Raw genomic sequence first — 26534 nt, 5'->3', positions numbered from 1 at the left:
ATCAGTCGAAGTCGTGCTCAGTCCGCACTCGCAGAGTGATCGGCCGACGTGACTGCAGTGGGCGCGTCTTCCTCTCGCACGGGGACACCGTGGCGGTGGAGGGCGACGACGAGTTCGTCCGCGGAGTATCCAGACCGGGTTGCCGCCTGTGAGAGCGTCAGTGTTCCACTACGATACAGTGTAATCGCCGTGGCGAGTGCGGTGGAGTGCATGACCGATATATCGATATCAACCCCCTCATTGTTAACTATTTCGTGAGAAAGCGTGCCAGATACATGATTAAGGAGCATATGTGTTTACATATGTCGAGTTTATTCGGATTTTGCTACCTCAAACGCACAGACCCATTAACAATCATTGAGGATTTGTGTCGTCGCGGCGGGTACCCTTGGACGGAGCGAGTATTTTACCAGTATTACGATATATTAATACATATTAATCCAGTAGTACTGAAGTCGAGAAATATGAACGTCGTCTCGCCGGTATCACGTTCGACAATCGGTGGAAAAGCGTTAATTAGCGGTTGGACGAGGCCATGAGTATGGACCGCCAGCAACTGCTCGCACTGATACTCGTGGCGCTGATGATGGGTTCGATGCTACTGTCCGGCGTCAGTTTCGTTCTGTAATCACTCGCCCCACACGTCCGAAAGTGGGTGATTACCCCGCCCATCGTCGCTCGACCCACTGCCTGTCGAGCGACTGCGTCCCGACGACCGGCCACTTCCAGACCCGCCTGACCCACCGGACTCGCTTGAACCGCCTGAACCACCTGACCCAGTCGCGGACGACCCATTCGGAGAGCGTTGTGACCGAGACGTCGAGCGAGTGCTCGATTGCCCGCCGAGGTTCGTCTGCTTCCGACCAGCGTTGCTTCCACGTCCACCGGCGGCAACCGGGTCGAACTCGGGGAGGTCCGGTTTCGACATCAGGTCGACCTGTTCTGCGAACCACCCGGGCATGTCGGAGCGCGTCTTCTCGAACAGTTGGAGGAGACTGCTGTCTGCGATGTAGGTGTCGCCGTAGTCGTCAGGCGCGCGGACGACCCGGCCACAGGCCTGAATAACAGTCCGTAAGGCGGCGCGGCGGTACCACGCCCACTGCCCATCTTCGAGGCGTCGGGCGACGCGCGAGTCGTTCGTGTTGAGATACGGCGCTTTACAGAGCACCTGCCACCGACAGAGGTCACCTTTCAAATCGAGTGCCTCTTCCATCTTGACCGAGAGGAACACCTCCGGGTCGTCGGTGGCCTTCCACGTCTCTAACTCGACGTTCCGGTTGTCTCTGTCGTGGCCGTGGATGCGGTTGCCGAGCCCCATCTCGGCGAGTCGCCGACGAAGTTCCGCCTGAATCGCATACGAGTGGCAGTGAATCAACCCCTTCTCGTCGGGGTGTTTGGCCATCAATCGGACGATGAGACGGGCGATTTTGGGGACCGTCTCGTCGCGGTGTTCGTAGGTCATCTTCCCCTGTGTCACGTCGTACAGCGGCCGATTTTCGACCGGGAACGTGTGGCCAACGTCCACGAGCGCGACGTTCGAGGGGTTCAGTCCGACCGACCGACAGAACGCGTCTTTGTTCAGAATCGTCGCCGACAGGAGGGCGAACTTGTTGCCTCGGTCCCAGACGGTGTGCTGGAGGTACTTCGCCGGGTCGAGCGGTTTGATGGCTATCGGTGAGCCTTCGCCGTCGTGTTGGTCGACGACCCACGTCGTCGGACTCTGCGGGTCGCGATAATCTTCGACGAACCACTTCAGTTCCGAGATGAGTTCCTGAAATCGGTCGCGACGGGCCGCCTCCTCCGGAGTCAACTCGGATTTCGTCAGCAACTCGTCTTTCGCCCGCTTGCAGACGCCGACGAGCGTCTGGGCGAATCGCGAGGCGCGTTCGACCGGGTCGCCCGCCTCCGAGAGGTCCGGGACGCCGATATCGTCCCACACCGGCACGGTTCGGGGTTTGAGGTCGATAGTCGCGTACATCTCGGCCCACTCGGCCAGTCCGTGTGCTTCGTCGATGACGACCACGTCGCGCTTGCGGAACACGTCCGACCCGGCAGTCTGCATGAAGTACGCGAGCGTCATCGCCGCAATCTGGCGATTCGACGCGATGGCGCGGTCCGAATAGTACGGACACCGGTGTCGAATACTGCAGTCGAATCCGCGTTCGCGGGCGCAGGGTGCCTGGTTGACGGGCGTGTTCTCTTCGCCCCGAATGATGCAGTTGTAGTTCGACTTCCCGCGGATTATCTTGAGGTCCGAGAGCAGGTCGTCTTCGGCGACGTCGTCGAGTTGCGACACCTGCGGCGTGGTGTAGTAGGCGTTCGTCGCGTCTGCGGGTGACGACTCTTCGACGGTCTGGGCCGCGCCCGCGATGGAGCGTGCGAGGAGTGACTTCCCGCTGCCGGTCGGTGCTCTGACCAGCACCACGTCCTTGCCGCCCTCGAACGCGTCGCGTATGTCACGCAGGGCTTGCTCCTGATTGCCGCGAAAACTGGGAGCGGGGAACGAGTCGAGGATGCGTGACGGGTCCACGATGGTTCCTGTCGGTGCGGACGCCTAAATCCACCGCTCCCAGTCGAGACTGCTGAGGAGAAAAACGAGGTGTTAGAGTCCCGCAACGTCTTCTGCGGTCGGTTCACGGTCACCCGGCAACTGCTCCATACACTCGAAACAGAGGAAGTGTTCGGACCCGTCGACGAGTTCGAGCGTCATCCCGCCAGACGACGACGTTGGGAAGTTCCAGATGTCACCGATACCGCCGGCGATGCGGACGCCCTTCCCACAGGCGTCACACGGTTGGGAGGTCATACGACGAGTGAGGCGACGAAGCGAGAAAAACACCCCGCCCTGACCGGTGGTCCGGCGTCACCCGATGGCGCTGGACTGCCGGGGGGTTCATGTCGCTCGGCGTATAACTTCTATGGCATGCGTGTCGACTGCGAGGGTTGTGCCGGCTGCTGTATCGACTGGCGACCAGTCTCGCCCGTTTCGCTGGACCACGAGCGACGCGGCCCGCGTGCACCACTGGACGACACGTACAATCTCGTGCCGTTGACCCGCGACGAGATTCGTAACTTCGTCGACGCCGGACTCGGCGACGTTCTCACCCCGAGACTCTGGGAAGTCCCAGCCGGCGACGGCATCGAAATCGACGGTATCGAAGTGGCGAGCATCGGCGGGAAGCCAGCGTTCTTCGTCGGGATGCGCAAACCACCGAAACCGGTCGCACCGTTCGGTCTCGAACGGACGTGGCTTCGCGCGTGTACGTTCCTCGACCCAGAGACGCTCCAGTGCCGCATCCACGACACCGACCTCTACCCTGACGAGTGCGCCGAGTATCCCGGGCACAATCTCACGCTCGACCAACAGACCGAATGCGAACGCGTCGAAGCGACGCACGGTGGTGAGCGACTCCTCGACGACACGCCCCCAGCGGACCAACACGGCCTCCTCCTCGGTCCGCACGCACTCGGCGCGAAACTGTTCGTCCACCCAGACCCAGCCCGGCTCACGGGCGTTGTCGAGCGACTCCAGAACCGAGCGCTCACACCCGCGGACAGAGCAGAGTTCGTCGGAATTGCAGTCGGTTCACACCCCGGTTCGACCGAAGTCGACGACGAACGCGCACGAGACGCGCGGGCACAGACGCTCGAAACGACATCGTGGGCCGGCGAACTCATCGACGTGTGGGACGACGCAGTGACGGAACTCGGCGCACCCGCGACACACGCACCACACGCAGACGACGTGGAAGTGGCGCGTGGTGCGCCCGAGACGGCGGGATGGGATGCGATTCACGTCGACAACTGAGCAGCTCCAAGACAGCCGCTGACGAGAGTTTAACACGTTGAGGCGCGTTCCCATACACCATGAGAGTCCTCGTAACCGGAGCGACCGGATTCGTCGGCCGCCGACTCGTCCCTGCCCTCCTCGACGCTGGCCACGACGTGGTCGCGTTCGTCCGCGACGCGGGTCGATACACAGGCCCGTCGGGAGTCGATGTCGTCGAAGGCGACGTATTCGATTCGGCGACGCTCGCCCCAGCCATGGCGGGTGTCGATGCGGCGTACTACCTCGTCCACTCCATGCGTTCGGGTGGGGATTTCGAAGCACGTGACCGCCTCGCAGCGCGTAACTTCGTCGCTGCGGCATCGGACGCTGGTGTCGAACGCGTCGTCTACCTCGGTGGACTGGGCGAAGAACGCGACCAGCTGTCACCGCACCTGCGCTCGCGGCGGGAAGTCGAGCATCTTCTCGGCTCGGGGTCGTTCGAACTCACCACGCTTCGGGCAGCAATTATCGTCGGGAGCGGCAGTGCGAGCTTCGACATGGTGCAACAGCTCGCGAAACGCCTCCCCGTGATGGTGACGCCGCAGTGGGTCGAAACGAAGTGCCAGCCCATCGCGATCGACGACGTGGTCGCCTACCTCGTCGGCGTGCTCGACCATCCTGAGACAGCGGGGGAAACGTACGAAATCGGTGGTCCTGACGTACTCACGTACCGCGAGATGCTCCAACAAGTCGGTGTTCATCTCGGACACGCACCGCGAATCGTCTCGGTGCCCGTGTTGTCTCCGCGATTATCTTCCTACTGGATTGGACTCGTGACCGACGTCGATACCGACGTCGCCCGACCACTCATCGAGGGGCTGAAGAACCCAGTCGTCGTCAACGACGACCGAATCCGAGACATCATCCCGATAGACGAGACACCCTTCGACGTTGCGGTCGAACGTGCGTTACACGACGAGCCCGAGTCGTTGCACATTCCCATCGAATCGAAGACCAACGCCTCGTGACGACGGTGATTGATACGGTCGGAGAACAGAGGACGACGCGATGAGCGACGCGCCAAACTACGGCGAAACGTGGGTGTACGAGAGCATCGTCGGCGCGCTTCCGGGTGTCAATTTCGGTGAGCGAGGTGCCATCGCGCTCCAGATTGCCATCTTCGAGACAGCGGTGCTCTTCTTTGCGTGGGTGTACGACCTCTGGACCGCTGCACTCGCCGGGACGGCGGCCATCGTCGTCGCCGCTGTCGGCAGCGTCGTGATGCTCCGAATGGGTGAACGAACCCGCGCCGCCGCAGTTCCGACACCGTATCGACGACTCCTCTTCGGGTCGAGTATCGAAGTCGTCCTCGGCATCCTCGCGTTCGTCGCACTCGTCACGCACCTGTTCGTCTTCGACCCACGGCAGTCGACGACACCACTCGTGACGGTCCTCTTCGGCCCCGACCCGCCAATCGTCGTCGTCTACTTGATGCTCCTGATTCTGTGGGACCTCTGTTACCGAATCGGCACCTCGTGGTGGGCGGCCGTCGTCGGCCTCTGGGGTGCACTCCGCTATCGGTTCGACGAACCGACCGCTCGAGAGATGCGGCGAGTGAACCTGTTGAACGTCGGATTCGGCGTCACACAGGTGCTGTTAGTTCCGTTCATCCTCGACCAGCCAATCCTGCTGCTCGCGGTGAGCGGTCACGTCGTCGCCGTTACCGTCGTTTCAGTGACGGCAGCGGCGCTCATACGGACGTGAGCCCAGGATAAGGAGTAAACCGACTTACTTGTCGGACTTCATCTGCTTGAACTGTTCGAGGAGCGCATCCGCCGAGTCGCCGGAGTCGTACTCGATGGTTCCATGGTAGGTCGTCCGGTCGTCGTCGGTGCCGGGTTCGACCTGGCTCGTCATTCGCTCACGGCGTTCGTGTTCGGCTTCATCGTAGGCACCCATTGACATGATACACCATACCATGTATGTGTATACCACATATATTTATCGGAGACATTCAGTATATTGACACTATTTGTCGTAAACGGGGCGAAACTACCGGCACAGATGGGCCGCCAGCGGGAAAGCATAAAACCACCTGCCGAACAACACCATATGTGGCACGTCCCCTTCGCTTTCGCTTAGCCCCCGGTCGCTGGGACCTGTCGCGGGTCACCCGCGACGTGTTTCAGCCCCTCGATGAGAACCTCGGCGCGACGATGAGCGCCCCGTGGTACGACCCACCACCGGGATACGAGGCCAGACGCTTCGACATGGACAACGGTGATACCGCGCTGTTAGCGTGGACCGACGACCACGCGTACTGGGTCGGTAACACCGAGACACCGAGTTCGCTGTGGCGAACCGACAAAGAGGCGTTCAGTGACGCACCCTTCGAGATGTCGCGGTGGGCCCAGCGCGAACTCATCGCGGAACTGTTCAAAGAGTCGCCGTGGCTGAAGCCGTATCCCCATCTCTCGTGGTTCTTCCTCCCCGTGTTCCTCTCGAAAGACGGCCGAGAGACGACGCAGTCGTTCTTCGCCGACCACGCGGCGGGGTTCCCGGACGCGACGCGCGACGAGGCGCTCGAGTTCTACGAGGCGTTCTTCGCGACGGGCGTCTTGGACGAGTATCGCGAGGTGATGGCCGGCAAACTCGGCACGTCCGAGTACTTCGACCCCACCAGAATGGCCGCAGCGATGGGCGAGTTCGACGTGGCGTACCTCCTCACCGAAGCGGGCTACGAGGTGACACCAGAAATCGAAGTTGCGACGGGGCACTCCATCGACTTCCGCGCCGAGAACACTCGTGCCGGTGGCGCGCTCATCGAGGTGACGCGGCCGCTTCCACCGGACCGACGTGCTGTGAGCAACCCGGTCGCTGCGATTCGAGACACGGCACAGACCAAGACCAACGGCGAGGGACAACTCGCCGAACACGGCGGTGGTGTGACGCTCTTCGTCGACTGTTCGTCGTTCCCCGACGACGACTGGTCCGCCATCATGGGTGAACAACCTGACGTCCGTCATCGACCGGCAGTCGTGTTCAGACTCCGGCCATCGGGACACGTCGAAGGCTACTCGAAAGGTTCGGTGCCCGTAGACCTCGAGTGGCTCTCGTAATCGAATCGCGTTCTGTCCAGTAGTCGAGTTGGGTTCTGTCGAGTAATCGAATCGCGTTCTGCTCAGTAGTCGAGTCGGTCCCAGTATCGCAGTTCATCGACGAGCCGGTGGCTATCCGGGGTCGAGGTGTGTTCGAAGAAAGTACCAGAGGGTTCGCAGTACTTAGAACGAGACCATCTCTGGTCCGTCCTCGCCGAGCGGTGAGGGGTCGCGGTCGCTGTAGTACCGCCGACCGATGGCCTCGTGGCCAACACCGGTGAAGAGGGCATCGCGCACGTCCTGCGGGCAGGTGTACGTCTCGTCTCCGAGACGGGCCAGAATCGCTGCGACCGTCTCCTGACCGTTCTGAAGCTCGATTACTTCGTCCCCATAGTGTTGGGCGAAGTCTGTCGAGCTAGTCGGGTATTCGTGGCGATCGATTGCGTCGCCGAGTCCATTCAGGCGCATTACAGCCACACAAATCCGGGCATCATTCTTAATGATTTTCCATGATTGTCCTTAGAGAATCGATAGTCCTTAATCATCCTTAATTGAGAACTCGGCGCAAGGTTTGTTGCCCCCGCACGTCGATGACGTTTCATGGACGACGACCGCCCAGTCGCGGATTTACACCTTCATACGACCGCGTCTGACGGTCGCCTCACGATCGACCGCCTCCCCGACGCGGCACGCGCAGGCGGTGTCGACGTGGTCGCAGTCACAGACCACGACCGGTATCACCCCGAACTCGACGGTCCGGTCGTCGAACGCGACGGCGTGACCATTATCCACGGCATCGAACTCCGTGTCGACGCGGGCGAGAGACGCGTCGACCTCCTCGGATACGGTGTCGAACCGCGCGATGGGCTCCAGGCTGAAGTCGAGCGACTGCAGCGAAACCGCGTCGAACGCGCACGGAAAATCGTCGACTACGTCGAAGAGACCACTGGCGTCCACCTCGATATCGACATTCACGAGGGTATCGGCCGTCCACACATCGCCCACGCAATCGACGTCAGCGACGCTCCGTACGACTATCAGGGAGCGTTCGACGAACTCATCGGCGCAGACGGCCCGTGTTACGTCCCGCGTGACCTCCCCTCGTTCGACCACGGCGTCGGCGTGCTGAACGACGCATGCGCAGTCGTGGGGCTCGCACACCCCTTCCGGTATCGCGACACCAAAGGCGCACTCGACCTGTGTGCCGACCTCGACGCAGTCGAGCGATACTATCCGTACGGATACGACACTGACAGTTCACTGGTGGACGCGGCAATCGAGGAGTACGACTTGCTCGCGACTGGCGGGAGCGACGCACACGACGAGACGCTCGGCCGGGCCGGTCCTCCCAAATCAGCGTATGTTCGGTTCGCTGACAAAATGCCGGGACTCTAACTGGTTAGCCAGGTAATAACTCCGGATTACCCGGGGGCGTAAACTTAAATCCTGTGACGACTGATGAGCGGGTATGCAGTGTCACTACTGCGACCGTGAGGCCGCATATGCGGCCGAGAAAGACCACATCAAGGTTGGCCTCTGTGAGCGCCACTTCCGCAAACGTGTCGAGGAACTCGCCGAGTCTGAGGAACTCAAAGGCTTGAAAGAAAAACTCGACATTAACCGAACAAAGTGACGGCCTAGCCACGGACGCACCCCGAGTAAGCACCTCCTACCATCCGTCAGAACGGGCTTTTACCCGATGATTCGTCCACCGAACACGTAGAGCGCCGCGAGCGCACTCTCGAAGACGAGCGTCCCCGTCGCCGACAGCACGACGAACCGCCGAGACGACATCTCTGCGAACCCCGCGGGCACGGTGAGCATTCCGCGCGTGAACAACATCGCGTTACTCGCCGGGATGGCGACCGGTCCCCAGCGATCGAACCACGCGTCGAACCTGTCGAGTCTCGACTCGTCGAGACGGAACCACGACCGAGAGAGCAGATACTCTCGGCCACCGTACTTCGCGACCAGAAACAGGAGGAACTGACCGACCGTCGCGCCGGCGACGGCGACCGCGAGGATGGGGAGGAGATAGCTCTCACCGATGAGCGCCAGCGCACCCGGGACGAGCAACTCACTGGGTGCGACGTAGAGGAGCATCGCGCCTTCGAGGACGAACACCAAGAAGAGCGCGACGAACGCCGCGTCGGACACCAGCAGGTCGTAGAGGAACGTCGGCAGCTCGGGGACTACGGAACTCATCGTTTGTCTGTAGTCCGAGGACGTGCAAATCGATTGTGACCGTCAGTCGAACAGAGAGCGACGCCATTTTGCTCCCACCTGTCGAAGGCAGGGTATGGACCTCACCGACCGCCCGCGACGACTTCGCTCGGACGGGATTCGACCGCTCGTCTCCGAGACGTCGCTCGACGCGACAGACCTCGTCGCGCCCGTCTTCGTGGACGCCACCACGGACGAGCGAATTCCGATCGAGTCCATGCCGGGCCACGAACGCGTCCCGCTCTCAGACGCGGCTGACCGCGTGGCCGAAGTCCGCGAGACGGGCGTCGAGGCAGTCATCGTCTTCGGGATCCCCGAGTCGAAAGACGCCGAGGGGTCGCGCGCGTACGCGAGCGATGGAGTTGTACAGGAGGCCGTCAGGCGAATCACTGCCGAGACGGACGCGTACGTCATCACCGACGTGTGCCTCTGTGAGTACACCGACCACGGACATTGTGGCGTTCTCACGAGCGAAGCGAGTGAGAGCTGGGAGCGGCTTCGCCGCGGCGAAGTCGTCGAGGAACACGCCGAAGACGACCCGACGCTGACCGTCGAAAACGACCCCACACTCGACCTGCTCACCAAGACGGCCGTTTCGCACGCCGAGGCGGGCGCGGACATGGTCGCCCCATCGTCGATGACCGACGGAATGGTCGGTGCGATTCGCGAGGGATTGGACGCCGCGGGATACAGCGACATCCCAATCATGTCCTACGCCGCGAAGTACGAGAGCGCCTTTTACGGACCCTTCCGCGACGCCGCAGATGGCGCACCCGCCTTCGGTAACCGGCGACATTACCAGATGGACCCCGCCAACGCCCGCGAGGCGATGCGCGAAGTCGCCCTCGACGTCGAACAGGGAGCAGACGTGCTGATGGTCAAACCCGGGTTGCCCTATCTCGACATCATCCGGGCCGTTCGCGAGAACTTCGACCACCCTGTCGCCGCCTACAACGTCTCCGGCGAGTACGCGATGCTCCACGCCGCCGCCGAGAAAGGCTGGTTGGACCTCGACGCAACCGCACACGAGTCACTGCTGTCGATGAAGCGTGCCGGTGCGGACCTCATCATCACGTATTTCGCCGAAAGTGTCGCCGAGACACTCACGTCCGAAAGATAACGACTGGTGGCCACCGAGGTCCGAAGGGCGTCGAAGCGGCAGTGCGCACGGCCAAATCACCCACTCGTGGCAACATTTTCCTGAACGTTCGTCCACTCTTCGCGAAACATTCGCATAGATTGTGGACGGTATACAACCTTATATGCGTAATATTCTAACCAATTTTGTTCGAGTGTGGTATTACGCCCCAATATCTTTGTGTTTTTCAACCCTATACTTTATGTATTACCTCACCATGAAGCCCAACCGTGATGAAGCACCACAATCCACACGGATTCAGTAGAAAAGTACCCGAATGTTCACCTCTCAATCTCGGGGGTGGACACACGTGACGCCACTGCAAGTCGACCCATCAGTCATCGCGCAAGGGGTCAACTACGTTTGGATCCTCGTCGTGTCGTTCCTCATCTTCTTCATGCAGCCAGGCTTCGCGCTGCTCGAAGCGGGGCAGGTTCGCGCGAAGAACGTCGGCAACGTCCTGATGAAGAACATGACCGACTGGGCGCTGGGCGTCCTCGTCTACTTCATCGTCGGTGCGGGCGTGGCGACGATAATCGGCGGCCTCACCTCGCCGGGTGGCTTCTCGGTCGCGGCCGCGTTCTCGTACATCGGTGACTCCGGAACGTGGATCGACTGGCTCTTCGGTGCCGTCTTCGCCATGACCGCCGCCACCATCGTCTCCGGTGCCGTCGCAGAACGCATGGACTTCCGTGCGTACGTCGTCTTCGCGGCCGTCATGACGGGCATCATCTACCCCGTCGTGCAGGGCCTGACGTGGTCCGGCGGCCTGCTCGCCGGAAGCGGATACCTCGGTGCGATTCTCGGGACGGGCTACCTCGACTTCGCCGGTGCGACCGTCGTCCACATGTGCGGTGGTGTCGCCGGCCTCGTCGCTGCAAAGATGGTTGGCCCGCGCAAGGGACGCTTCGACAAGAACGGTAACAGTCAACCGATTCCCGGCCACTCGATGCTGCTGGCAGTCCTCGGCACGCTCATCCTCGCGTTCGGCTGGTACGGCTTCAACGTCGGCACGCAGGCGACCGTCCTCGCGGCCACCGAGAGCGGTGGACTCGAGTTCATGGGTGCCGCACTCGGCCGCGTCGCACTCGTGACCACGCTCGGCATGGGTGCCGGCGCAGTCGCTGCGGTCATCGTCTCGACGCAATACCAGGGCAAACCCGACCCCCTCTGGATGGCGAACGGTCTGCTCGCCGGTCTCGTCGCCGTCACGGGCGCTGTTCCCCACGTCACGTGGTGGGGCGGCCTCATCCTCGGCGCACTCGGCGGTGCAATCGTCCTGCCCGCGTACCGCTTTACGGTCGACACGCTCAATATCGACGACGTGTGTGGCGTCTTCGCCGTCCACGGCGTCGCAGGTGCAGTCGGCACGGCCCTCATCCCCGTGTTCGCAGTCAGCGGGTTCTCCGCCACGCAACTGGTCATGCAGGTCGCTGGCGTCGGTATCATCGCCCTCTGGACCATCGTCGCATCCGCAGTCGTCCTCGTCGCGACGAGCGCACTCTTCAGCCTCCGCGTCTCGGAAGAAGAGGAAGTCGAAGGCCTCGACCTCGGCGAACACGGCGTCTCGGTCTACCCCGAGTTCGTCGGCGACTCCGGCCCGGACCGTGGACTCGGCGCGCCTGCGGCCACCGACGGTGGTGTCACCATCGGTGAGAACTCGTCGGACGAAACGTCCGACGGTGGTCAAAACGTGCGCACTGACGGCGGTAACACGGCCGAACGCGAGGCCAACACCGCAGTCGAAGGAGGTGACGACCAATGAGCGACGCTGACGGCATCAAGCTCGTAATGGCCATCATCCGCCCCGACAAACTCGCGGACGTGAAGACGGCGCTCGCGGAAGCGGGTGCCCCGTCGCTCACCGTCTCGAACGTCTCTGGCCGCGGCTCGCAACCCGCGAAGAAAGGCCAGTGGCGCGGTGAAGAGTACACCGTCGACCTCCACCAGAAGGTCAAAATCGAGTGCGTCGTCGCCGACACGCCGGTCGAAGACGTGGTCGATGCCATCGCTGAGGCCGCCCACACGGGCGAGAAAGGTGACGGCAAGGTGTTCGTCATCCCCGTCGAAGCGGCGGTGCAGGTCCGGACTGGCAAGGAGGGAAAACCAGCAGTTTGAGCACATAACACCGATTAACTCTGTCCTTCGCCGCCGCGCTCGCGGCAACATCCCGCTGGAGGGTCTCGATTGTGCCCCAGACCCCACGTCAGTTTTCTTACACTACATACGTCAAATTGCTCGGCAACATTTGTCCAGTTAGTCCGTGACTTACGACCTTAAATAAATCATATCCCATTTTAAAGCGGACATACGTCGTATAAATCGACTATATTAGGACAATTGTCAACGCAAATGATTATGTACTCCCATGTGAATACTTTCTCCCATGATTCGCGAAACATTTGGTCGCGAATCGAGCACTAACATGAACGACCGTCCAACTGCGTCCGTCCCTGAATCGCCAACCGGAGGAATCGTATGCTGACACCGCTCCAGGCTGACCTCGCGAGTGTCGTCGAAGGCGTCAACCTCGTCTGGGTTCTGACCGTCACGTTCCTCATCTTCTTCATGCACGCTGGCTTCGCCATGCTCGAAGCCGGGCAAGTTCGTGCGAAGAACGTCGCAAATCAACTCACGAAGAACCTCCTGACGTGGAGTATCGGCGTCATCGTGTTCTTCCTCCTCGGTGCGGCCGTCTCAGCTATCGTCGCCGGCGTCACCGGTGGTCCCTCGACGACCATCACTGACGCATTCATGGGTCTCTACGCACCTGACGCGTCGGCAACGACGGCGTGGGTCGATTGGCTCTTCGGTGCCGTCTTCGCCATGACCGCCGCCACCATCGTCTCCGGTGCCGTCGCTGGTCGTGCGAGACTCCGTGCGTACCTGACGTACACCATCTTCATCGCGGGCATCATCTACCCCGTCGTCGTCGGCGTCACGTGGGCCGGCGGCTTCCTCGGTGGACTCGGCTTCCACGACTTCGCCGGCGGCATGATCGTCCACGGAATGGGCGGCATCGCCGGGCTCACCGCCGCGTGGCTCATCGGCCCGCGCATGAATCGGTTTAATTCCGATGGAACCGCGAACGTCATCCCCGGTCACTCGATCACGTTCGCCGTGCTCGGAACGCTCATCCTCGCGTTCGGCTGGTACGGCTTCAACGTCGGCACCGCCGCCGCACCGCTCGCGTACGCTGACGGCGAAATCACGCTCGGGTCGTTCGCCTACGTCGGCCGCGTCGCCCTCGTGACCACCCTCGGTATGGCCGCCGGCGCGATCGGTGCGGGCGGTGTCTCCATGTACAAGACTGGAAAGGTTGACACCCTCTACGTTGCCAACGGCCTCCTCGCAGGCCTCGTCGGTGTCACCGCAATCGCAGACGACATCATCTGGCCGGGTGCGCTCATCGTCGGCCTCCTCGCCGGCGCACAGCTTCCCATCGTCTTCGAATTCGTCGAAAAACGCCTCCGCATCGACGACGTGTGTGCGGTCTTCCCGGTCCACGGGTCTGCGGGCGTCCTCGGGACGCTCCTCTACCCCGTCTTCGCCATGCCACTCTGGCACGGCGGCGCATCGTTCGTCTCGCTGGCAGTGCCGCAAGTCATCGGCGTCGGCGTCATCGCCCTCTGGACGTTCCTCGCGACTGCCGCAGTCTTCGGCGTCTTCCGTTCCGTCGGACAGGCCCGCGTCTCCGCCGACCACGAGAGACAGGGTCTCGACACGGCCGAACACGGCGTCGATACCTACCCCGAGTTCGGGTCCCGCGACCCGGACACCGGAATCCGTGCCGATGGGTCCGGCATTCCCCACGGGAGTGGTTTCATGTCGACTCGGGAGGATGAATAACTCATGAGCAACGCTGACCTGCCAAACGACGGTGGTATCAAGCTCGTGATGGCCATCATTCGCCCCGACAAACTCGCGGACGTGAAGACGGCGCTCGCGGAAGTGGGCGCACCGTCACTCACCGTCTCGAACGTCTCTGGCCGCGGCTCGCAACCCGCAAAGAAGAGCCAGTGGCGCGGTGAAGAGTACACCGTCGACCTCCACCAGAAGGTCAAAGTCGAGTGCGTCGTCGCCGAGACGCCCGCCGAAGACGTTGCCAACGCCATCGCTGAGGCCGCCCACACGGGCGAGAAAGGTGACGGCAAGATATTCATCCTCCCCGTCGAGGAAGCGTATCAGGTCCGAACCGGAAAGACCGGACGCGACGCGGTCTGAACCTCCCGCTTTTTCCGATTTTTCTCCATCGCTGAGGGGCGACGCTGCGATATTCACACGGCCGAAGGAGACGGTCGGCCCGCCATCGGGGCGAGAGCCGGACCCACGCGAAACCATTTTTCTCCTCCGCGCGAAGCGATGTGACGATGAACGGTGTCCCCCCGTGCTGAGTGTGGAACTCGTGGGCGGCCTGACGATTGCACTCGCCGGAATGTCCATCGTTGGCGTCGGTGCCGACCGGTATCTCCGCGACATCGACGACCCACGAACCGACCTGTTCGTGAGCGACATCTCGAAATGGGGCGTCTTTGCTCTGCTCTGTGGCTACGTCGTCGTCGTCGAAGGTCGACCACTCTCGTCGCTGTCTGGTCGCTCACTCGACCCGCCTTCGTTCGTCGCCGTCGTCGGGGGCGGCGTCGTGGTCTTGCTCGTCGCGAACGTGGTGACGGCACCGCTCTTCGACCGCGTCGGGGTCGGTGGCCTCGGTGGCGAACTGTCGCAGTTCGGGACGCTGTCGCGACGCCATCGCCTCTTCGTCGCGTTCACTGCTGGCGTCACCGAAGAAGCCCTGTTTCACGGCTACGCTATCGAGCGACTCCTCGAAGCGACCGGAAGTCCACTCCTCGCCGGGAGTGTCTCGTTCGTCGCGTTCACCGCCGGCCACGCACTCGGCTGGAACCGTGACGCAGTCGTTCGTATCGCCGTCCCGGCACTGTTGACGACGGTCATGTACCTCCTCGTCCGCGACGTGGTAGCCCTGATGGCCATCCACGCGCTCAACGACGCCGCCGGGTTGCTGTTAGTGGGGTCGACCACTGGCACCACCGCCGAAGGAACGACCCAGTAGAACGACCCAGTAGAACGACCCAGTAGAACGGCCCAGTAGAACGGCCCAGTAGAACGGCCCAGTAAAACGACTCAGTAAGGTCTTTGCCACGAGGGGGCGAACCGCCGGCCATGAGACACGACGAGTCCCGTGCGTTGTACGACCGAGCGCTCTCGGTCCTCGCAGGCGGCGTGAACTCCTCGGTTCGGGCGACAAAGCCGTACCCATTCTTCGTCGAACGCGGTGACGGCGCGCACGTCATCGACGCCGACGGGAATCGCTACATCGACTACGTGATGGGCTACGGGCCGCTTCTGTACGGCCACGACGCCCCAGAACCCGTCCAGGCGGCAGTCCAGAAACACGCCGCCGCCGGCCCGATGTACGGTGCACCCACCGAAATCGAGGTCGAACACGCCGAGTTCGTCGCCCGACACGTCCCCTCTGTCGAGATGATTCGCTTCGTCAACTCCGGAACCGAAGCCACTGTTTCGGCAGTCCGCCTCGCCCGAGGCGTCACCGGACGCGACAAAATCGTCATCATGCAGGGCGGCTATCACGGCGCACAGGAGTCCACACTCGTCGACGGCGGGCCCGACGACGCTCACCCGAGTACGGCCGGCATCCCCTCCTCGTTCGCCGAACACACGATTCCCGTCCCGTTCAACGACACCGAAGCGATTCACGACGTGTTCGAAAAACACGGCGACGACATCGCGGCGGTCATGGCCGAACCCATCCTCGCGAACATGGGCATCGTCCACCCCGTCGATGGCTACCTCCAGACGCTCCGCGACGTGACCGACGAACACGGGTCGCTCCTCATCTTCGACGAGGTCATCACCGGCTTCCGCGTCGGCGGCCTCCAGTGCGCACAGGGCAAGTTCGGCGTCACACCCGACATCACGACGTTCGGCAAGATTATCGGCGGCGGGTTCCCGGTCGGCGCAATCGGCGGCAAAGCCGAACTCATCGAGCAGTTCACCCCCAGCGGGAACGTCTTCCAGTCAGGCACCTTCTCCGGCCACCCGGTCGCGATGGCCGCCGGTCACGAGTATCTGAAGTACGCCGCAGAAAACGGCGTCTACGACCACATCAACCGCCTCGGCAAGAGACTCCGGACCGGTATCTCCGACATCCTCGAAGACCAGGCTCCCGAGTACACCGTCGTCGGGTCGGACTCGATGTTCAAGACGGTCTTCACGCGTCACGGAGCGAGCGGCCGTTCGGACGCCTGTAAGAGCGGCTGCGTACAGGACGACTCCTGCGACAACTTCGACGCCTGTCCCAAAACCGGTGCCGACGTGGCGAGCGCCGAAACCGACCGCTGGGAGCGTGTCTTCTGGCACGAGATGAAAGACCACGGCATCTTCCTCACCGCGAACCAGTTCGAGTCGCAGTTCGTCTCCTACGCACACACGGACGAAGATATCGAGGAAACGCTCGAAGCCTACAAGGAAGCGCTGTAAGCGACGTTCTTTGCTTCGGCCTGCCGTTTCGGCCACGTTCTCTACGTCCACTCGCCGTCTCGCCCTCGTCCTATTCTTCCACTCGCCGTTTCGACAACCTACTCTTCTTCCACTCGCAGTCTCGCTTCCGCCCGTCTCCACAGCGGCGGGTACGCGAGAACGAGACCCAGACCGACGCCGAGAATCCACGCGGAGAGGATTCCGAAGGGGCTCTCCTGCAGGTTCAGGAAGACGAGCAGCGTCGTCGTGACAACCGTGGTGACGAGGCCGACAAGCCACACGCGAACCACGAGTCGAAGGCGAAGCGGGCGAAAGAGCAGCAAGACGGCACCCACACCGCCCGCGGCGACGGCACCGAGAAACCACGGCGGGTCGATGCCGAGCGAGAGTAACAGTGGGTCCAGTGGTCCAAACACCGAGGTCAGAGCGAAGAAGAAGAGCGCCACGACGACGAAATCACCGACCTGACGGGCGATAGAACCGAGAGAGGGCATGGAAGTGTCGTCGCGTGGGGTGAGTATGCCTCTTTCCCTCTGGCGGACCACTCGCACGTATTTGGGTACTTGGTGTGCGGCGCGTCACGCGCCACCGCACCGGCGGCGAACTGGTGGGCTTTTCAACGCGGACGCCAGACTTCTGCGTATGACTACACGGACGCTTCGCTTGGCGACGCGAGGGTCGGCGCTCGCTCTTGCACAGGCCGCGAGTGTACAGGAGGCGCTCGCGACCCGACGGCTCGACGTCGAACTCGTCGAAGTCGAGACCGAAGGAGACCGAATTCAGGACGAACTCATCCACCGACTGGGCAAGACGGGCGCGTTCGTCCGCTCACTCGACGAGCGCGTCCTCAGCGGCGAGGTCGACGCGGCGGTCCACTCGATGAAAGACATGCCGACGGAGAAACCCGACAATCTCGTCGTCGCGGGCGTTCCCGAGCGCGCACCCGCAGGCGACGTTCTCGTCACCCCCGACGGGAAGGATATCGACGAACTCCCCGAGGGCGCAGTCGTCGGAACCTCGTCGCTTCGGCGACAGGCCCAACTGCGCAGTTACCGCGACGACATCGAAGTCGCGCCGCTCCGTGGCAACGTCGATACGCGCGTCGAGAAGTTGCTGGCGACGAGCCTCCAGCGCGAACACGAAGCGCGAATCGACGACGACGAGCAAGCCAAGGGCCAGAAAGGCAAGACCGACTACGAACGGAAGTTCGAAAAACGGCCAGACGAGTGGTTCGACAGCCTCACCGAACTCCAGCGACAGGCGATGGGCCGAAAGGTCGACACCGAGTACGACGCCATCGTCCTCGCAGAGGCGGGTCTGAAGCGAAGCGGACTCACGGACAAAATCGAGTACGAACGCCTCGACCGAACGTCGTTCGTCCCCGCACCCGGACAGGGTGCAATCGCGGTGACGGCCTCGGACCCCGAGATTATCGACCTCGTCCACGACAAAATCGACCACCCGCGAACGCGTGTCGAGACGACTGTCGAGCGCACCATTCTCGCCGAGCTCGGTGGCGGCTGTATCGCACCGGTCGGCGTTCACGCACTCCTGCAGGGAGAACACGTCCACGTGGACGTGCAGGTGCTCGCAACCGACGGGTCGGAAGCCATCAACGCCGGTCGTGACCTGCCGGTCGGCAACCACGCGAACGCCGCCCGCGAATTCGCAGCGAGCCTTCGTGAGCGCGGTGCGGCCGAACTCGTCGAAGCTGCGCGGAAGGAAGCAGCGGAAGAAGAAGAGGAAGAGGAAGAGTAAGATGACTGTGGAGGACGATTCAGACGCGACTGACGCACCGGCCGCCGACGCCGACGCGACTGCCACTGACGCCGACGCGACTGCCGCCGACGCCGTCGGCACAGTTCACCTCGTCGGGAGCGGCCCCGGCGACCCGGAACTGCTGACGATGAAAGCGGCCCGCCTCATCGACGAGGCGGACGTGGTCCTCCACGACAAACTCCCCGGCCCGGAGATTCTCGGCATGATTCCGGCCGAGAAACGCGAAGACGTTGGCAAGCGTGCCGGCGGCGAGTGGACGCCACAGGAGTACACCAACGCCCGACTGGTCGAACTCGCTCGCGACGGCAAGGACGTCGTCCGCCTGAAAGGTGGCGACCCGTTCGTCTTCGGGCGCGGCGGCGAGGAGATGGAGCATCTCGCAGAACACGAGATTCCGTTCACAATCGTCCCCGGTATCACCTCGGCCGTCGCCGGACCGGGGTCGGCGGGCATCCCCGTCACCCACCGCGACCACGTCTCGTCAGTCTCGTTCGTCACGGGCCACGAAGACCCGACGAAAGACGAGTCGGCAATCGACTGGCACGCGCTCGCGGCGACAGGTGGGACGCTCGTCGTCCTCATGGGCGTTGGCAAACTTCCGCTCTACACGGGCGAACTCCGAGACGCAGGTATGGACGGCGACACGCCCGTCGCACTCATCGAACGCGCGACGTGGCCCGAGATGCGCGTCGCCACCGGCACACTCGACACCATCGTCGACGTGCGCGACGAAGCAGACATCGAACCGCCGGCAATCACCGTCATCGGCGCGGTTGCGGCGACCCGTGACCGCGTGAAATCGTTCCTTCTCGGCGGCGGTGTCGACGCGCTGGCCAACACTGCATCGACCGACGGAACGAAGACAGGGGACGACGAGGAGAGGGACGAATGAGTCAACAGGTCCGCGCCGCCGTCTTCCGCCCGGACGACGAGCGTATCGACGCAGCGGTCGAACTGCTCGAATCGCTCGGCGCGACGCCGGTCGCCGACCCGATGCTGGCCGTCGAACCGACCGACGCCACGCCGGAACCAGCCGAGTTCGTGGTCCTCACGAGTAAGACCGGCGTCGAACTGCTGGCCGACGCAGGGTGGGAACCCGGCGACGCAGTGCTCTGCTGTATCGGTCCGGCGACTGCCGATGCCGCCCGCGAGGCCGGATGGACTGTCGACCGAGTTCCGGACGAGTACACCTCGGCCGGGTTGGTCGCCCACCTCGCACCCGACGTCGGCGGCCGGACGGTCGAAGTCGCTCGGAGCGACCACGGCAGTCAGGTGCTCCTCGATGGTCTCCGCGACGCCGGTGCCGACGTTCACGAGACGGTTCTCTACCGACTCGTCCGGCCCGAAGGCTCGGGAGCGTCGGCAGTCATGGCGGCCGACGGTGACCTCGAAGCGGCCCTCTTTACCTCGTCGCTGACGGTCGAACACTTCCTCGACGCCGCCGCCGAACGCGGCATCCGTGAAGCGGCTATCTCGGGGTTGAATCGCGCCGTCGTCGGCGCAATCGGTGCACCGACACGCGAGACAGCCACGTCACACGGCATCGACGTGGACGTCGTTCCCGACGAAGCGACGTTCGAAGCGCTCGCGTGTGACGTAGTCGAGATGGCAGCGCCATCCTACCACGAGTGACGCAAACTGCTCACGCGGAGACGTCTACGAACCCGTCAGCTGCGGCTGCATCCGATTCGAGTGCGTCCAGTTCGGGTGCGTCTCAACCCGGTGGGTCGTGGCGGTCCGTCGCGACAGTTACCGGGTGGCAAACGGCGGCCAGTCTCTGTTACTACACCATCTTCGCCGCGACGGGATTCGTCCGCGACACGTTCTCGCTGTCGGAATCGCTCGTCGGCGTCTTTCTGACCGCGGCCCTCCTCGGGTACACGTTCATGCTGTTTCCCACCGGTGCCGCCGTCGATGGCTACGGCGAAAAGCCGGTGATGGTCGTCGGCCTCCTCGCACTCGCTGCCGCGCTCGTCGGCGTCTCGTTCGCGCCGTCCTACGCGTTGTTGTTGGTGACGGCCGCCCTCCTCGGCGCGGCCTACTCGACGGCGATGCCGGGGTCGAATCGCGGTATCGTCGCCGCCGCGCCCGCAGGGAGCACAAACCTCGCGATGGGGTTGAAACAGGTCGGCGTGACGTTCGGAAGCGGCGCGTCGTCGCTCATCGTCACGGGCATCGCCGTCTTCGCAGCGTGGCAGGTTGGCTTCTGGGTGATTGCTGCCGTCGCAGTCGGCTACGCGCTGGTCTTCGCCGTCCGCTATCGGGGCGTTCCCGGAACGGGGCGTCTCGAATGGCCACAGGTCGGCGGCCTGCGGGGAAATCGAGCGTACGTCGCCCTCGTCGGCGCAGGGTTGTTCATCGGCGCATCCATCTTCTCGATGCTCGGGTACACCGTGCTCTACGTGCAGGACGTGGCCGGTGCGGGTCCCGCAATCGCGGGCGGCATCCTCGCGGCGACACAGGTGACCGGAAGCATCGGCCGTATCGGTGCCGGAAGCCTCGCGGACAGACTCGGCGGCGCACGCGGTGCGGCGACTGTCGCACTCGTACAACTCGCCGGTTCAGTCGTCCTGTTTGGCTTACTCGCCGGTGCGGGCGGGTCGCTCGCGCTCACAGTCGTCGTGTTCGTCGCACTCGGCCTCACCATCCACGGGTCGACAGGAGTGTTTTACTCCTGTCTGAGCGGCGTCGTCGCCGACGACGACATCGGTGCGGCGACTGCCGGGGGTCAGACCGCAATCAACACGGGCGGACTGCTCGCACCGCCGATTTTCGGCATCATCGTCGAATCAGTCGGATACGATGCTGGGTGGGTGTTCGTCGCGGTGTCCACGGTTGCGGCGGCGGTGCTCTTGTTCGTCGTCACGCGACGTCTCTGAAGACACCGTTTTTCACGGCCGCGGCGCTCGCTGCACCGCGCCAGAGCCAACGTCAACGTGTGAACCCGCACACTATTCTCACTGGTCGCCGCACTACGTCCCATGTTACGATACGACACGCGGGGCGACGCCAGTTGGCTCACACTCGACCGGCCGGAGAAGAAGAACGCGCTCCACCTCGACGGGTGGCGAGAACTCCGAGATGGCCTCGATCGGGCGGCAGACGAGTCGCGCGTGGCCGTCCTGACTGGCGTCGAAGACGTGTTCTGCGCCGGTGACGACATCTCCCTCATCGACGACGCGGAGACGGCCGACGACATCGAGACACTCGTCGACACCCTCTACGACGTGCTGTTCGGCATCGAGTCGCTGGAGATTCCCGTCGTCGCCGCGGTCAACGGCCTCGCCTACGGCGGCGGGTGCGAACTCGTCGCCGCGTGTGACCTCGCTGTCGCCGTCGAGGACGCCACCTTCGCGCTCCCAGAGACGAAAATCGGCGCGTATCCACCCTACGCAGTCGAGCGCGTGGCAGAGACGATTGGAAAAAAGCGGCTCATGGAACTCGCGTTGACCGGCGACCCAATCGGCGCGAATCTGGCGGCGGACTGGGGACTCGTGAACCGTGTCGTTTCGGCCGACCAACTGGCGACGACAGTCACCCAGTTCGTCGAGTCGATTTCGGTGTCGCCACGGCGTTCGACGCGTCTCGCGAAGGAGAACGCTGCAATCGGGGCGGCCGACCCGGGCGCACGCGAGCGGATTCGCGGTGCATTCCAGCAGATTCGGGCCGACGACGACTGCCGTGCGGCCACTCGGCGGTTCTTCGAACGATAAGCGAAATATAGGTATTCTAACAAGGTTCGCCTCGGAACGCGTCGATATCACTACCCCTCGGCCTATATACTAACAATATCCTATATATACCTAATAGCAGAGTACTTGAGTAAATCTGCAGTCGTCACCGATGATGACGCGCAAGATGGACGACGTCGTTTCACGCCGAAAGTTCTTGATTGCCTCCGGTGCCGCCGGAATCGCTGGCCTCGCTGGGTGTGCAGAGAGCGACAGTGGGTCTGAATCTCAGAACGCCGTGTCCAATCCGGACACGCTTTCGGGTGCAATCGACATCGCCGGGTCTTCGACGGTGTTCCCACTCGCCACCGCGATGGGCGAGCGCTTCCAGAAACAGCACCCCGAGGTACGTGTCAACCTTCAGTCAACGGGGTCCGGTGGTGGCTTCGCGAACTACTTCTGTACCGGTGATACCGACTTCAACAACGCCTCGCGCCCCATCAAACCCGAAGAAGAAGACCAGTGTGCTGGCAGCGACGTCGAACCTGTCGAACTGAAGGTGGCGACTGACGCACTGACCGTCATCGTCAACAACGACAACGACTTCATCGGCGAGGGACTCACCACAGAGCAGCTCAAGACCATCTTCTCCGCCGAGTCGAAACCGACGACGTGGGCCGACGTGAACGCCGACTGGCCCGACGAAGAAATCGACATCTTCGGTCCCACTGACGCATCCGGCACCTACGACTACTTCATCGAGGCCATCATCGGCGAAGAAGGTCCGGGTCACCGGCAGGACTACTCCGCAACCGAACAGGACCGCACTATCATCCAGGGTGTCGAAGGCTCGGAGTTCGCCATCGGCTACATGGGCTACGCCTACTACAGCGAGAACACCGACGCAGTCCAGGCAGTCGCCATCGACGACGGGAATGGCTACGTCGAACCGTCACTCGAAACTGCGCTCTCTGGAGACTACACCCCGCTGTCGCGCCCGCTGTTTACCTACCCTGCAAAGGATGCACTCGCCGAAGAGCACGTCGCAGAGTTCGCTCGCTACTGGATGGAGAACTCCACCAGCAAGGAAATCGTCGCCGACGAAGTCGGCTACGTCCCGCTTGGCGAAGACGAACAGTCCGAGATGCTCGACAAACTCGAGTCGGCCATCGAGGAAGCCAACTAACGGATTCACCCCGCACACGACTGCGAACCGCCCACGGTCGGAATCGAGCACAGAACCGTGACGAAGCTTTTTGTACCGAGACGAGACCACTGCGTCCTATCGTGACCGACACCCGAACAGTGAACGCGAACTTCCGACCGGCCGAGTTGCTCGCGAAACTGCCAGTGTTTATGCCGGTGACGACGTGACTACCCAACTGATGGAAGGCCCCGTCCCCGACCTCACCGAGCACGCCGCGGCGTGTGCAGACCGACTCCGCGACGCCGACAGCGTGCTCCTCGCTTCGCACATCGACGCCGACGGGTTGACGAGCGCCGGCATCGCGTCGACGGCACTCGAGCGCGCCGAAATTCCGTTCGAGACGGTGTTCTGTCGGCAACTCGACGAAGCGGCCATCGCCGACATCGCGGCGACCGAGTACGAGACCGTTCTCTTTACCGACTTCGGGAGTGGCCAGCTCGACATCATCGCCGAACACGAATCGGCGGGCGACTTCCACCCGGTCATCGCAGACCACCACCAACCCGCCGAGGATGTCGAGACCGAACACCACCTCAACCCACTCTTGTTCGGTCTCGACGGGGCGACAGAGCTCTCCGGTGCGGGGGCGAGTTACGTCCTCGCGCGCGCACTCGAACCCGAGGGGGCAGACAACCGTGACCTCGCCGCTCTCGCCGTCGTCGGCGCAGTCGGCGACATGCAAGATACGAACGGGACGCTCACCGGCGCGAACGAAGGAATCGTCGAGGAAGGCATCGACGCCGGCGTCGTCGAAGAAGGGACCGACCTCCGAATCTACGGCCGACAGACGCGGGCACTCCCGAAACTCCTCCAGTACGCGACCGACGTTCGCATCCCCGGCATCTCGAACAACGAGGCCGGCGCGATCGAGTTCCTGACCGAACTCGACGTGCCCGTCCGCGACGACGACGGCGAGTGGAAACGGTGGGTCGACCTCACGGGCGACCAGCGACAGACGCTCGCCAGCGCGCTGATTCGACGGGCCATCGCCAGCGGCGTCCCGGCCTCCCGCATCGACGACCTTGTGGGGACGACGTACGTCCTCGCGCGTGAGCAGGAGGGGACCGAACTCCGCGACGTGAGCGAGTTTTCGACGCTCCTGAACGCGACGGCACGGTACGACCGAGGCGACGTGGGTCTCGCTATCTGTCTCGGTGACCGTGACCGCGCGCTCGACAGAGGTCGGCGACTGCTCAGAAATCACCGCAAGAACCTCTCGAACGGGCTTCAGTGGGTCAAAGAACACGGTGTGCGTGTGGAAGAGAACCTCCAGTGGTTCGACGCCGGCGACGAGATTCGCGAGACCATCGTCGGCATCGTCGCCGGGATGGCTGTCGGCACCAACGCCACCCGGTCGGGAATCCCCGTCTTGGCCTTCGCGGACGACGAAGACGGGCAGGTGAAAGTCTCCTCGCGCGGGTCGTACGTGATGGTCAGAGACGGACTCGACCTCTCTGTCGTCATGCGCGAGGCGTCGCGAGCAGTCGGCGGCGACGGCGGCGGGCACAACGTCGCGGCGGGGGCGACGATTCCAAAAGGCTCGGTCGAGGCGTTCATCGCCGAAGCGGACCGCATCGTCGGCGAGCAGTTAGCGTAACGAACGCAGTCACCGACTGGTTCAGCGGAGCAGACCCATTACTCGTCTATCGGATTCGACCCGAACCGTGCAGGGACCCAGTGTTGCTCGTGGATTGGCGGACGTTCGTAGTCCGTGTCCTGTCGCGGCGGGAGTTCGATTGGGTCAGGCGTCAGGTCTTCGTACGGAATCTGGTCCAAGAGATGTGCAATACAGTTCAGTCGAGCGTGACGTTTCACGTCGGCGTGGACGACGTACCACGGTGCCGCGTCGGTGTCGGTGTGTTCCAACATCACGTCTTTGGCCTTCGAGTACTCGACCCACTTCGACCGCGCCTGGAGGTCCATCGGACTGAGTTTCCACCGGCGCTTCGGGTCCTCGTTTCGCTTCTGGAAGCGACGTTCCTGTTCGTCGTGGCTCAGGGAGAACCAGTACTTGACGAGGATAATGCCGGACCGAACGAGCATTCGTTCGAACTCGGGGCAGGTTCGCAGGAACTCGTCGTACTCGTCGTCGGTACAGAATCCCATCACGTGTTCGACGCCCGCGCGGTTGTACCAACTCCGGTCGAACAGCACCATCTCGCCTTCGGTTGGCAGTTGCTCGACGTAGCGCTGGAAGTACCACTGGCCTTGCTCGCGTTCGGTCGGTTTCCCGAGCGCGACGACGCGCGCAACTCGGGGGTTGAGTCGGCGGGTGATTCGTTTGATGACGCCACCCTTCCCGGCCGCGTCGCGGCCTTCGAAGATGACGCAGACGCGGAGGTTTTCTTCCGTAATCCAGTGCTGGAGTTTGACGAGTTCTTCTTGCAGGCGGTTCAACTCGCGTTTGTACTGCTTCTTCTTCAGAACCCCCTCGTCGTTGTAGTGTTCGGCCGAACTCGTCATACACAGTAAGCGTCTCCTATGGACAAATAGCATAGTGGGAGAGCGAATCTATCGAGTGTCGAAGAATCCGACCTCGAAGTCGCTATCCGAGGAGAATGCCAACTGTTCCACCGCCTTATCTGTTCGCTAAGACGCGAAAGTGTGTGCAACAATATTCAGGTTATAATTCAGATGTATTCGATTGTTGTATCGATTTGATGATGAGTCAGGATCCAAGTAGTGAGTCGGTCGATGTCCTCTTCGTCGAGGATAACCCAGGCGACGTTCGACTTGCAGAAGAAGCGTTCAAAGAGATAGAAATCTCGGTGGACCTCGAAAGCGTCCACCGGGGACAGAACGCACTCGAGTATCTCCACGAACGGTACGAGAGAGAAGACGAGTCACGACCGGACGTGATTCTCTTGGACCTCCACCTCCCCGACATGGATGGAATGGAGATTCTCGAAGAACTCAAAGAGACTCAGGGGTTAGAATCTATCCCCGTAATCGTGCTCACGAATTCGCAGGACGTGAACCATATGTCGAAGAGTCTCGAAAAGGATGCGCTCGCGTACTTTGCCAAACCGTTCGACCCGGACGGGTACGACGAACTCGCTCACTCGCTGGCCTCGTTCTTTATCGACATCGCTTACCCGGTAGAGGAGTGACTATCTCGTAACTACGTGCC

General features: G+C 62.6%; 29 protein-coding genes. 21 read left to right on the top strand and 8 right to left on the bottom strand.

Features of this window, described 5'->3' with window-relative positions; genetic code table 11:
* Positions 1–17: 17 nt before the first annotated feature.
* The 3 genes from ACK3SC_RS01000 to ACK3SC_RS00990 all read right to left on the bottom strand — a co-directional run bounded on the left by ACK3SC_RS01000 (position 18) and on the right by ACK3SC_RS00990 (position 2806).
* Positions 18–212: a UPF0175 family protein gene (locus tag ACK3SC_RS01000; RefSeq protein ID WP_416838267.1), complete on the bottom strand. Its 195-nt coding sequence runs from the start codon at positions 210–212 to the stop codon at positions 18–20.
* 416 nt (positions 213–628) lie between these two features.
* Positions 629–2530: a helicase C-terminal domain-containing protein gene (locus ACK3SC_RS00995; protein ID WP_416838266.1), complete on the bottom strand. Its 1902-nt coding sequence runs from the start codon at positions 2528–2530 to the stop codon at positions 629–631.
* Positions 2531–2602: 72 nt separating this feature from the next.
* Positions 2603–2806 (bottom strand): hypothetical protein, encoded by a 204-nt coding sequence (locus ACK3SC_RS00990; RefSeq protein ID WP_416838265.1) that lies wholly within the window; start codon positions 2804–2806, stop codon positions 2603–2605.
* A 117-nt stretch (positions 2807–2923) separates the two neighbouring features.
* On the opposite strand from ACK3SC_RS00990, the gene ACK3SC_RS00985 reads away from it, so the two are divergent.
* The 3 genes from ACK3SC_RS00985 to ACK3SC_RS00975 are packed head-to-tail and all read left to right on the top strand — an operon-like array spanning position 2924 to position 5533.
* Positions 2924–3808: a YkgJ family cysteine cluster protein gene (locus ACK3SC_RS00985; protein WP_416838264.1), complete on the top strand. Its 885-nt coding sequence runs from the start codon at positions 2924–2926 to the stop codon at positions 3806–3808.
* Between the two features lie 59 nt (positions 3809–3867).
* Positions 3868–4797 (top strand): NAD(P)H-binding protein, encoded by a 930-nt coding sequence (locus ACK3SC_RS00980; RefSeq protein WP_416838263.1) that lies wholly within the window; start codon positions 3868–3870, stop codon positions 4795–4797.
* A gap of 40 nt (positions 4798–4837) precedes the next feature.
* On the top strand, positions 4838–5533 hold the full coding sequence (locus tag ACK3SC_RS00975) for a hypothetical protein (protein ID WP_416838262.1): 696 nt from the start codon (positions 4838–4840) through the stop codon (positions 5531–5533).
* A 24-nt stretch (positions 5534–5557) separates the two neighbouring features.
* On the opposite strand, the gene ACK3SC_RS00970 is transcribed toward ACK3SC_RS00975, so the two are convergent.
* A complete protein-coding gene (locus tag ACK3SC_RS00970) occupies positions 5558–5734 on the bottom strand; it encodes a DUF5786 family protein (RefSeq protein WP_416838261.1) in 177 nt (58 codons plus the stop codon).
* 149 nt (positions 5735–5883) lie between these two features.
* On the opposite strand from ACK3SC_RS00970, the gene ACK3SC_RS00965 reads away from it, so the two are divergent.
* Positions 5884–6888, top strand: coding sequence for a DUF5784 family protein (locus ACK3SC_RS00965; protein ID WP_416838260.1), 1005 nt, complete (start codon positions 5884–5886; stop codon positions 6886–6888).
* Between the two features lie 162 nt (positions 6889–7050).
* Here the strand turns inward: ACK3SC_RS00965 and ACK3SC_RS00960 are convergent, their stop codons facing one another.
* Positions 7051–7335 (bottom strand): DUF2795 domain-containing protein, encoded by a 285-nt coding sequence (locus ACK3SC_RS00960; RefSeq protein ID WP_416838259.1) that lies wholly within the window; start codon positions 7333–7335, stop codon positions 7051–7053.
* 132 nt (positions 7336–7467) lie between these two features.
* Here ACK3SC_RS00960 and ACK3SC_RS00955 point away from each other — a divergent pair, with 132 nt between their 5' ends.
* Both ACK3SC_RS00955 and ACK3SC_RS00950 read left to right on the top strand, forming a co-directional pair.
* Positions 7468–8262: a PHP domain-containing protein gene (locus ACK3SC_RS00955; RefSeq protein ID WP_416838258.1), complete on the top strand. Its 795-nt coding sequence runs from the start codon at positions 7468–7470 to the stop codon at positions 8260–8262.
* Between the two features lie 73 nt (positions 8263–8335).
* Entirely contained in the window at positions 8336–8500 is a 165-nt protein-coding gene (locus tag ACK3SC_RS00950) for a DUF6757 family protein (protein WP_191967095.1), read from the top strand.
* 59 nt (positions 8501–8559) lie between these two features.
* On the opposite strand, the gene ACK3SC_RS00945 is transcribed toward ACK3SC_RS00950, so the two are convergent.
* Positions 8560–9072 (bottom strand): DedA family protein, encoded by a 513-nt coding sequence (locus ACK3SC_RS00945; protein WP_416838257.1) that lies wholly within the window; start codon positions 9070–9072, stop codon positions 8560–8562.
* Between the two features lie 94 nt (positions 9073–9166).
* Here ACK3SC_RS00945 and hemB point away from each other — a divergent pair, with 94 nt between their 5' ends.
* From hemB to hemL, 7 genes are all read left to right on the top strand, one after another.
* Positions 9167–10210 (top strand): porphobilinogen synthase, encoded by a 1044-nt coding sequence (hemB, locus tag ACK3SC_RS00940; RefSeq protein WP_416838256.1) that lies wholly within the window; start codon positions 9167–9169, stop codon positions 10208–10210.
* Between the two features lie 295 nt (positions 10211–10505).
* On the top strand, positions 10506–11993 hold the full coding sequence (locus tag ACK3SC_RS00935; protein WP_416838255.1) for an ammonium transporter: 1488 nt from the start codon (positions 10506–10508) through the stop codon (positions 11991–11993).
* Positions 11990–12346: a P-II family nitrogen regulator gene (locus ACK3SC_RS00930; RefSeq protein WP_416838254.1), complete on the top strand. Its 357-nt coding sequence runs from the start codon at positions 11990–11992 to the stop codon at positions 12344–12346. Before ACK3SC_RS00935 ends, ACK3SC_RS00930 begins: the two co-directional genes overlap by 4 nt.
* A 360-nt stretch (positions 12347–12706) precedes the next feature.
* Entirely contained in the window at positions 12707–14077 is a 1371-nt protein-coding gene (locus tag ACK3SC_RS00925) for an ammonium transporter (protein ID WP_416838253.1), read from the top strand.
* A gap of 3 nt (positions 14078–14080) precedes the next feature.
* Positions 14081–14452, top strand: coding sequence for a P-II family nitrogen regulator (locus ACK3SC_RS00920; RefSeq protein ID WP_416838252.1), 372 nt, complete (start codon positions 14081–14083; stop codon positions 14450–14452).
* 211 nt (positions 14453–14663) lie between these two features.
* Positions 14664–15299 (top strand): type II CAAX prenyl endopeptidase Rce1 family protein, encoded by a 636-nt coding sequence (locus ACK3SC_RS00915; RefSeq protein WP_416839916.1) that lies wholly within the window; start codon positions 14664–14666, stop codon positions 15297–15299.
* 110 nt (positions 15300–15409) lie between these two features.
* Positions 15410–16747, top strand: a complete 1338-nt coding sequence (gene hemL, locus ACK3SC_RS00910; RefSeq protein ID WP_416838251.1) for a glutamate-1-semialdehyde 2,1-aminomutase — start codon at positions 15410–15412, stop codon at positions 16745–16747.
* Positions 16748–16845: 98 nt separating this feature from the next.
* Here hemL and ACK3SC_RS00905 read toward each other — a convergent pair whose 3' ends face one another.
* Positions 16846–17241 (bottom strand): hypothetical protein, encoded by a 396-nt coding sequence (locus ACK3SC_RS00905; protein ID WP_416838250.1) that lies wholly within the window; start codon positions 17239–17241, stop codon positions 16846–16848.
* Between the two features lie 148 nt (positions 17242–17389).
* Here ACK3SC_RS00905 and hemC point away from each other — a divergent pair, with 148 nt between their 5' ends.
* From hemC to ACK3SC_RS00870, 7 genes are all read left to right on the top strand, one after another.
* Positions 17390–18505: a hydroxymethylbilane synthase gene (gene hemC / locus ACK3SC_RS00900; protein ID WP_416838249.1), complete on the top strand. Its 1116-nt coding sequence runs from the start codon at positions 17390–17392 to the stop codon at positions 18503–18505.
* A 1-nt stretch (position 18506) separates the two neighbouring features.
* Positions 18507–19418, top strand: a complete 912-nt coding sequence (gene cobA, locus ACK3SC_RS00895) for a uroporphyrinogen-III C-methyltransferase (protein WP_416838248.1) — start codon at positions 18507–18509, stop codon at positions 19416–19418.
* Positions 19415–20158: a uroporphyrinogen-III synthase gene (locus ACK3SC_RS00890; protein WP_416838247.1), complete on the top strand. Its 744-nt coding sequence runs from the start codon at positions 19415–19417 to the stop codon at positions 20156–20158. Before cobA ends, ACK3SC_RS00890 begins: the two co-directional genes overlap by 4 nt.
* Positions 20155–21405: an MFS transporter gene (locus tag ACK3SC_RS00885; protein ID WP_416838246.1), complete on the top strand. Its 1251-nt coding sequence runs from the start codon at positions 20155–20157 to the stop codon at positions 21403–21405. Before ACK3SC_RS00890 ends, ACK3SC_RS00885 begins: the two co-directional genes overlap by 4 nt.
* A 102-nt stretch (positions 21406–21507) precedes the next feature.
* On the top strand, positions 21508–22239 hold the full coding sequence (locus ACK3SC_RS00880) for an enoyl-CoA hydratase/isomerase family protein (RefSeq protein ID WP_416838245.1): 732 nt from the start codon (positions 21508–21510) through the stop codon (positions 22237–22239).
* Between the two features lie 133 nt (positions 22240–22372).
* On the top strand, positions 22373–23383 hold the full coding sequence (locus ACK3SC_RS00875) for a PstS family phosphate ABC transporter substrate-binding protein (RefSeq protein ID WP_416839915.1): 1011 nt from the start codon (positions 22373–22375) through the stop codon (positions 23381–23383).
* A 199-nt stretch (positions 23384–23582) separates the two neighbouring features.
* Positions 23583–25001 (top strand): DHHA1 domain-containing protein, encoded by a 1419-nt coding sequence (locus tag ACK3SC_RS00870; protein ID WP_416838244.1) that lies wholly within the window; start codon positions 23583–23585, stop codon positions 24999–25001.
* A gap of 38 nt (positions 25002–25039) precedes the next feature.
* Here the strand turns inward: ACK3SC_RS00870 and ppk2 are convergent, their stop codons facing one another.
* Positions 25040–25867 carry a polyphosphate kinase 2 gene (gene ppk2 / locus ACK3SC_RS00865; protein WP_416838243.1) on the bottom strand — a complete coding sequence of 276 codons (828 nt, stop codon included), beginning with the start codon at positions 25865–25867 and terminating at the stop codon, positions 25040–25042.
* A gap of 197 nt (positions 25868–26064) precedes the next feature.
* On the opposite strand from ppk2, the gene ACK3SC_RS00860 reads away from it, so the two are divergent.
* Positions 26065–26514, top strand: a complete 450-nt coding sequence (locus ACK3SC_RS00860; protein ID WP_416838242.1) for a response regulator — start codon at positions 26065–26067, stop codon at positions 26512–26514.
* Positions 26515–26534: the final 20 nt, after the last annotated feature.

This window comes from Haloferax sp. DFSO52, assembly GCF_048158745.1.
In the GTDB taxonomy this organism is placed as follows: domain Archaea; phylum Halobacteriota; class Halobacteria; order Halobacteriales; family Haloferacaceae; genus Haloferax.
This window is presented reverse-complemented; position numbering and strand designations above follow the sequence as displayed.

Bases quoted from the DNA above. Each gene is read 5' to 3' on its own strand.
- ACK3SC_RS00920 (WP_416838252.1), top strand. From the start codon at position 14,081: ATGAGCAACGCTGACCTGCCAAACGACGGTGGTATCAAGCTCGTGATG.
- ACK3SC_RS00905 (WP_416838250.1), bottom strand. From the start codon at position 17,241: ATGCCCTCTCTCGGTTCTATCGCCCGTCAGGTCGGTGATTTCGTCGTC.
- ACK3SC_RS00950 (WP_191967095.1), top strand. From the start codon at position 8,336: ATGCAGTGTCACTACTGCGACCGTGAGGCCGCATATGCGGCCGAGAAA.
- hemB (WP_416838256.1), top strand. From the start codon at position 9,167: ATGGACCTCACCGACCGCCCGCGACGACTTCGCTCGGACGGGATTCGA.
- ACK3SC_RS00860 (WP_416838242.1), top strand. From the start codon at position 26,065: ATGATGAGTCAGGATCCAAGTAGTGAGTCGGTCGATGTCCTCTTCGTC.
- ACK3SC_RS00890 (WP_416838247.1), top strand. From the start codon at position 19,415: ATGAGTCAACAGGTCCGCGCCGCCGTCTTCCGCCCGGACGACGAGCGT.
- ACK3SC_RS00985 (WP_416838264.1), top strand. From the start codon at position 2,924: ATGCGTGTCGACTGCGAGGGTTGTGCCGGCTGCTGTATCGACTGGCGA.
- ACK3SC_RS00935 (WP_416838255.1), top strand. From the start codon at position 10,506: ATGTTCACCTCTCAATCTCGGGGGTGGACACACGTGACGCCACTGCAA.
- hemC (WP_416838249.1), top strand. From the start codon at position 17,390: ATGACTACACGGACGCTTCGCTTGGCGACGCGAGGGTCGGCGCTCGCT.
- cobA (WP_416838248.1), top strand. From the start codon at position 18,507: ATGACTGTGGAGGACGATTCAGACGCGACTGACGCACCGGCCGCCGAC.
- ACK3SC_RS00880 (WP_416838245.1), top strand. From the start codon at position 21,508: ATGTTACGATACGACACGCGGGGCGACGCCAGTTGGCTCACACTCGAC.
- ACK3SC_RS00945 (WP_416838257.1), bottom strand. From the start codon at position 9,072: ATGAGTTCCGTAGTCCCCGAGCTGCCGACGTTCCTCTACGACCTGCTG.
- ACK3SC_RS00925 (WP_416838253.1), top strand. From the start codon at position 12,707: ATGCTGACACCGCTCCAGGCTGACCTCGCGAGTGTCGTCGAAGGCGTC.
- ACK3SC_RS00990 (WP_416838265.1), bottom strand. From the start codon at position 2,806: ATGACCTCCCAACCGTGTGACGCCTGTGGGAAGGGCGTCCGCATCGCC.
- ACK3SC_RS00960 (WP_416838259.1), bottom strand. From the start codon at position 7,335: ATGCGCCTGAATGGACTCGGCGACGCAATCGATCGCCACGAATACCCG.
- ppk2 (WP_416838243.1), bottom strand. From the start codon at position 25,867: ATGACGAGTTCGGCCGAACACTACAACGACGAGGGGGTTCTGAAGAAG.
- ACK3SC_RS00870 (WP_416838244.1), top strand. From the start codon at position 23,583: ATGGAAGGCCCCGTCCCCGACCTCACCGAGCACGCCGCGGCGTGTGCA.
- ACK3SC_RS00975 (WP_416838262.1), top strand. From the start codon at position 4,838: ATGAGCGACGCGCCAAACTACGGCGAAACGTGGGTGTACGAGAGCATC.
- ACK3SC_RS01000 (WP_416838267.1), bottom strand. From the start codon at position 212: ATGCACTCCACCGCACTCGCCACGGCGATTACACTGTATCGTAGTGGA.
- hemL (WP_416838251.1), top strand. From the start codon at position 15,410: ATGAGACACGACGAGTCCCGTGCGTTGTACGACCGAGCGCTCTCGGTC.
- ACK3SC_RS00980 (WP_416838263.1), top strand. From the start codon at position 3,868: ATGAGAGTCCTCGTAACCGGAGCGACCGGATTCGTCGGCCGCCGACTC.
- ACK3SC_RS00955 (WP_416838258.1), top strand. From the start codon at position 7,468: ATGGACGACGACCGCCCAGTCGCGGATTTACACCTTCATACGACCGCG.
- ACK3SC_RS00930 (WP_416838254.1), top strand. From the start codon at position 11,990: ATGAGCGACGCTGACGGCATCAAGCTCGTAATGGCCATCATCCGCCCC.
- ACK3SC_RS00875 (WP_416839915.1), top strand. From the start codon at position 22,373: ATGACGCGCAAGATGGACGACGTCGTTTCACGCCGAAAGTTCTTGATT.
- ACK3SC_RS00915 (WP_416839916.1), top strand. From the start codon at position 14,664: ATGTCCATCGTTGGCGTCGGTGCCGACCGGTATCTCCGCGACATCGAC.
- ACK3SC_RS00970 (WP_416838261.1), bottom strand. From the start codon at position 5,734: ATGTCAATGGGTGCCTACGATGAAGCCGAACACGAACGCCGTGAGCGA.